7 protein-coding genes are annotated in these 4,757 nt (G+C 64.7%); all 7 read right to left on the bottom strand.

What is annotated here, in order from left to right:
* Positions 1 to 114: 114 nt before the first annotated feature.
* Complete coding sequence (locus ACT6S0_RS26600; protein WP_444766739.1) at positions 115 to 1,515, bottom strand: RNA-directed DNA polymerase; 1,401 nt, start codon at positions 1,513 to 1,515, stop codon at positions 115 to 117.
* Positions 1,512 to 1,886, bottom strand: a complete 375-nt coding sequence (locus ACT6S0_RS26595; protein WP_444766738.1) for a four helix bundle protein — start codon at positions 1,884 to 1,886, stop codon at positions 1,512 to 1,514. Before ACT6S0_RS26595 ends, ACT6S0_RS26600 begins: the two co-directional genes overlap by 4 nt.
* A gap of 56 nt (positions 1,887 to 1,942) precedes the next feature.
* Positions 1,943 to 2,437 carry a hypothetical protein gene (locus ACT6S0_RS26590; protein ID WP_444766737.1) on the bottom strand — a complete coding sequence of 165 codons (495 nt, stop codon included), beginning with the start codon at positions 2,435 to 2,437 and terminating at the stop codon, positions 1,943 to 1,945.
* A gap of 56 nt (positions 2,438 to 2,493) precedes the next feature.
* Positions 2,494 to 3,006 (bottom strand): Lcl domain-containing protein, encoded by a 513-nt coding sequence (locus ACT6S0_RS26585; protein ID WP_444766736.1) that lies wholly within the window; start codon positions 3,004 to 3,006, stop codon positions 2,494 to 2,496.
* Positions 3,007 to 3,064: 58 nt separating this feature from the next.
* On the bottom strand, positions 3,065 to 3,658 hold the full coding sequence (locus ACT6S0_RS26580) for a DUF1566 domain-containing protein (RefSeq protein ID WP_444766735.1): 594 nt from the start codon (positions 3,656 to 3,658) through the stop codon (positions 3,065 to 3,067).
* Positions 3,659 to 3,676: 18 nt separating this feature from the next.
* Positions 3,677 to 4,114 carry a hypothetical protein gene (locus ACT6S0_RS26575; protein WP_444766734.1) on the bottom strand — a complete coding sequence of 146 codons (438 nt, stop codon included), beginning with the start codon at positions 4,112 to 4,114 and terminating at the stop codon, positions 3,677 to 3,679.
* Positions 4,111 to 4,757 (bottom strand): phosphoadenosine phosphosulfate reductase domain-containing protein (locus ACT6S0_RS26570; RefSeq protein ID WP_444766733.1); only part of this gene is annotated, 647 nt, incomplete at its 5' end. The genes ACT6S0_RS26570 and ACT6S0_RS26575, both read right to left, overlap by 4 nt.

Genomic DNA, 4,757 nt, shown 5'->3' with positions numbered 1-4,757 from the left:
GCCAGGCATACAGGCCGGCCGGAAGCCCGGGCGACTCGCGTGCGATAGTCACTTCGGCGTCGTGTCCGCCGAAAAATTCGACCAGCTGTTCGGCTTGGCGCAGTGTGATATTGATCATGCGTCCTTCCTTCTGAAAATCTTGGTGAGTCGGCCGTCCACGGCGTGCCCGCGCTTGAGCAGGGCGCGCGCAATGACGGCTTGTTCGGTGTGGCTCTGCGGCACCTGGCGCACGAGCCCGAGATAGCTGTTGCCTGCCGCGTGGAGCTCGCTGGCCGGCAGGCTTTCGATGCGGCGCAGGGCGGTGCGCAGCGTGCGCGGCCGCGTGGTGTGGCACCACGGCTTGATGACGTGCCCGACGAAGTCGATACCGCGCTCAACAGGTTGCAGAATCGTCTTGCGCGGGTTCAGCCGCACCTGCAGATTCGAGGGCAGGAAATCGTCGATCTTGGCGAGCGCGTCGTTGAGCCACTGCGGAGATTCGTGCAGCAGGACGAAGTCGTCCACATAGCGCACATAGCGGCGCGCTCTCAGCTGGTGCTTGGCGAACTGGTCAAGGCCATCCAGCAGGACGTTCGCGAAAAACTGGCTGCTGAGATTCCCGATGGGCAGCCCGACGTGCGCTGGCGCGTTGAACAGGCTCTTGTGCGGCGCGACGCGGGCCAGCAGGCTGCGCGAGCTGCGCAGGTCCACGTCGGTGCGCGGGTCGTGAAAAAGCACCAGTCGTGTCAACTCCTGCCACCACGGCTCGGCCACGCGGCGCAGGATGCGCTCGAAGAGTGTCTGCTTGTCGATGGAGACGAAGAAATTCGCCAGATCGCATTTCAGATACCAGGCCTGATGGCTCCAGTTCTGGGTGATCGAGCGCACATCGCGCTCGAGGCGCTTGGCGGCGTAGAGCGTGCCGCGGCCGGGGATGCATGCGCAGCTGCCGGCATCGAATCCGGCATGGAAGCGCGGCGCGATGCGGTTGTAGAGCAGGTGGTGCACGATCCGGTCCGGAAAGTCGGCAGCCCATACTTCGCGCGGCTTCGGACGCGTGACAACAAAGCAGATGCTGCGGCCGGGCCGATAGGTTCCTGCCAGCAGCGAATCGCGCAGGCGGCAGAGGTTGCGCTCGGCGTGGGCCTCAAAGGCCTGCGCACTCGCGCTGTGGCGCTTGCTGCGCCGGCAGTCGAGCCAGGCCTGCACCAGCTCGGCCATAGGAAAAGGGGCCTCCCCGAGGGAGGTGGATGAATCCGCGGACAGCCCGAACTCGATGCTCGTTGTCCTTGTCGTTCCAGTCGCTGTTGCCGTTCTCGAAGTCCTGGACGAAGGCGTTGTTGCGCGAGTTCTGCGTGATGTCGAGCTATCTACGTCGCCGGACCGAAGGCTTTCACCGATCGGCTCGGAAACTGCGCCGGACCAAAGCGCGAGCTGCTGCCCGCCGGTATCCGTGGTGCGCATGGCGGTGGGCTTGTGGCCCAGCGGCTCGACCGGATTCATAAAACGCACGGACATGAGGGCCTTGACCGTCATGCAGCAGGCGCTGTGGAAAGGGTTGCGGCGGTCTGCTTACGCCAGCCGCCGGCCTGTGCGCCGACGGCATCCAGCAGCTCGACCGACTGGGCCCAGAGCTTGGATGAAATCAGGCGCTTGTCATGGCTGACGCGCAGCATTGCCGTCGCGGCGCGAAGGTGGCGCAGCAGGTTCTCAAGCTGCTGCAGCCGCTCTTCGCCGCGGCAGGCATTCGCCGTTGCCATGGACTCCAGCATCTCTACACAGAGGGCGTGGATCTTCTCGCCCAGGCTGCGTTTGAAGGCGCGGGGCATTTGGGTCTGCACGTCCACGGCGAGCGACAGGAGATCGCAGCCGTGCTTGTAGATGGGAAGTTCGCTGTAGAGAGCCATGGGTCTGGAAAAAATTGCGCGAACCGGCGCTGCGCGCCGGTGAAGGGTTTAAGTGCTCAAGGGTTCAAGAGAACCCAGCGGACAGCCCGAACTCGATGCTCGTTGACCTTGCCGTACCAGCCGCTGCCGCCGTCCTCGAAGCCCTGGACGAAGGCGTAGTAGCGCGAGAACTGCGTGCTCGACCAATACCAGTCGTCCTCGCTGAAGTGCTCTTTCGCATGGGCGTGGGCCAGCACGAGGTCGACGCGGCTGGGCAAGTGGAAGTCGGTGTGCCCGTCTTCCGTGTAGGCGGCAGCCCAAGCTGCGGCCGGGTGCTCGTTGCCGCTATCCAGCAGCGCCGCGGTGTTGGCGCGGCCGTCGAGCATGCTCTTGGCGCCCGGCACGTCGACGTAGGGTCCGAAGGTGAGGGCTTCGGCTTCGGCGGTACCGAAGACGAGATGTCGGGCGGGAAGGCCTGCGGATGCCGCGACGGTGCAAATGAATCGCCCGCCCTGGCCGGGCCAGATCTCGCCGGCAGCAGGAGGGGTGAGGGTGGAAGTGGTGGTTCCCATGTTGGCTCTTTCGTGGAAAAAATTCGTCGAGCCGGCGCTACGCGCCGGTGAAGGGGTTAAGCGGTCAAGAGGTCAAGTTGAATCCGGCGGACAGCCCGAACTCGATGCCCGCGGCCCTTGCCGTCCCAGTCGCTGGTGCCGTACTCGAAGTCCTGGACGAAGGCGCTGGTGCGCGAGGTCTGCGTGCTGGTCCAATACCAGCCGTCCGTGCTGAACAGCTCGGGCACGTTGGCGGCGGCCGAGTTCAGTTCGCCGAGGCTGGGGAGATACCAGTCGGTGTGGCCTTCGATGTCGAGCGCGCGCACGCGCAGCGCTGCCGGGCATTCGGCCAGCGCCATCGCGTCGGTATTGGCCTTGCCATCGGTGCGGCTGGTGGTGCCGGACACGTCCTTGCCGTACTCGCCCCAGGCGCTACGGAATTCGCCCGCTGCGGCACTGGAGACGATCAGGGCGAAGGGCGGCTGTTCGACGCCATCGACGCGGGGTGCGCGCAGGATGGCCGCGAAGAAGCCGCCCTGGCCGGAAATCTCGGCACCGAACGCCGGGAGGGAGAGGGGTTTGACATTCATGCTGTGCTCTCTGTGGTTGAAAAATTTCGTGGACCGGCGCTGAGCGCCGGTGAAGTGGTCAAGCGTTCAAGGCGTCAAGTCGAATCCAGCGGACAGCCCGAACTCGAAGCTCGGTGCCCTTGCAGTCCCAGGCGCTGTTGCCGTGCTCGAAGTCCTGGACGAAGGCGTTGAAGCGCGAGTACTGCGTGCTCGACCAATACCAACCCGATTTCTTGAACAGCTGCGGCGCGCAGATGTAGGCCATCAGCAGGTCGAGACGACTGGGCAGATGGAAGTCGGTATGTCCGTCGGCGGAGTACTCGGCAGCCCATTTCGCGGCTGGGTGAGATTCCGGATGCGCGAGCAGAGCGGTAGTGTTGGAGGCGCCGTCGGCGTGGCTGCCCGCGCCGGGCACTTCAACGTTCGGCCCGAATGTCAGGCCCTCGGCCTCGCGGCCGCCAACGATAAGGTGCCTGGCGGGCAAGCCATGCAACGCCGGCAGCGTGCAGATGAAGCGGCCACCCTGGCCGTTCCAATACTCACCGGGCTGCGGCGTGTCGCCGATGTAGGCGGCGGTCGCCAGCGGCTCCAGCGAGCGCAGCGTTTCGCCTTCGAGCATTGCCGACGGCAGGACGGACAGATGGATGGTGGAATTGGAAATGTGAAGTTGCACAGTGGCTCCTGGTGGTGATCAGTGGTTGATGGATTGCGAGACTTGGCGGCGCATGCGTGCAATCGAAGCAGTCATGGCTTCGCGCATTTGCTGAGGGGTGCTGTTGCGCACCATTTCTTCGTAGACTTCGAGGCCTTCGGCCATGGCAGCCAGGCCGGGCCCGTCGAACCCGTAGCGGCCATGCCGGCCGCGAATCTCGTCGCAGCGGATGAGTGCGTCACGCGCGGCGAGCATCGGCGCTACGCAGCGCTGGTGGATCTGCTCAGCCCGCACCACGCCGACGTTGATCGCGGCAGCCAAGCGGTCGAACAGGTCGTCGTCGGTGCTGCCTGCCTTGAGGTCACCGAGGGCGCTGTGCAGCTTGGTCATGATGTCGTCGGCGATCGCTGACGACATCGGCTGGCGGGCCGCGATGATTCCGGCCCAAGCGGTGGGGTTCTTTGCGTGGCGCTTCATGCGACCTCCAGAAAAGGGTCGCCTTGGTCGCACAGGCCGTAACTCGAACTGCAGCCTCCGACTTCGTTCTCCTGCTCGTCCAACAGGTTGAATTGCTTGCCACCGCGGCTGGTCTTCGACCACTCGATGCGCGCCCAAATGTTCAGATCGGCAAAGACGACGCGGCGATCCTTCGCCGGATGTGCATCGGCCATGAAGGTGGAGAAGCCGCGTTTGCTGCACTGGCCGACGCGCCACTCCCAATCGGCGATACGCACCGGATGCTCCGGGAAGCGCGCAGCGATGGCACGCAGCTCGGGCTTGCTGCAATTGATGCACGGCATGCAACCCACGCGGTTCATGTCCTGCAGGTAGAGTGGATTGGGCTTGACGCCACGCGATGCAGAGAAGGCGAGGACTTCCGCGGCGGTGTTGTCGACGATGGGGCGCGCGATCCAGAGGCCATTGCCGACGCGCTCGAACTTCTTCGCATGGCGGCGGTTCTCGGACTCGTCGCGGCGGATACCCTGCCACGAGATCACCTTGTGGCCGGCCTCCATCAAATCGAGCTGAAACCCCACCGCCATGTTCGTCTTCAGTTCCTCGGTACAGAACTGCGCCTTGCGCGAAGGGAGGCGCCCCTTCCACATGCACAGGTCGAGGA

It is taken from the genome of Roseateles sp. (assembly GCF_052436255.1).
GTDB lineage: Bacteria > Pseudomonadota > Gammaproteobacteria > Burkholderiales > Burkholderiaceae_C > Pelomonas.
This window is presented reverse-complemented; position numbering and strand designations above follow the sequence as displayed.

Excerpts from the sequence above, each read along its gene's own strand:
- ACT6S0_RS26600 (WP_444766739.1), bottom strand. The coding sequence starts at position 1,515 with ATGACGGTCAAGGCCCTCATGTCCGTGCGTTTTATGAATCCGGTCGAG.
- ACT6S0_RS26585 (WP_444766736.1), bottom strand. The coding sequence starts at position 3,006 with ATGAATGTCAAACCCCTCTCCCTCCCGGCGTTCGGTGCCGAGATTTCC.
- ACT6S0_RS26590 (WP_444766737.1), bottom strand. The coding sequence starts at position 2,437 with ATGGGAACCACCACTTCCACCCTCACCCCTCCTGCTGCCGGCGAGATC.
- ACT6S0_RS26575 (WP_444766734.1), bottom strand. The coding sequence starts at position 4,114 with ATGAAGCGCCACGCAAAGAACCCCACCGCTTGGGCCGGAATCATCGCG.
- ACT6S0_RS26595 (WP_444766738.1), bottom strand. The coding sequence starts at position 1,886 with ATGGCTCTCTACAGCGAACTTCCCATCTACAAGCACGGCTGCGATCTC.